This window comes from Dellaglioa sp. CoH-55-MRSF-7, from assembly GCF_056782235.1.
On sequence record NZ_JBXAYI010000103.1, the window covers coordinates 1 to 347 of the forward strand.

Annotated in this window: 1 protein-coding gene; it reads right to left on the reverse strand. The window is 54.8% G+C overall.

Annotated elements, in window-relative coordinates; translation table 11 throughout:
• On the reverse strand, positions 1–347 hold a 347-nt coding region (locus AC1RPU_RS08050), incomplete at both ends, for a hypothetical protein (protein WP_481769650.1).

Here is a 347-nt window from a genome sequence, read left to right on the forward strand (position 1 = left end):
GTATCAAACAGGACCTGACCTTGGCCCACCACCGTCTGCCCGATACCGGTCAGCACCGAGGCCTTGAATTCACCGGTAGGCGGATTCGATACGATCGCGATCGACACGGGATCAACGGTACCGTAGTTGTCTATGATCGTCTGATTGGTTTGGAATAGCTCGGCCCAGTTGAAATCTAGGAACGAACAGACCTTGGCAAACGCGACTTGATCAACGGACGCGGCCCAACGAATCGTGCCGTTTGTGGGCGGTGTCGGATTGACCGGGTTCTTTGCGGGCGGAACCATAGCATTGAGGTTGAAGGCAAGAGCAGGCAGATATACGCCATCACTGAAGCGGTAACGAAT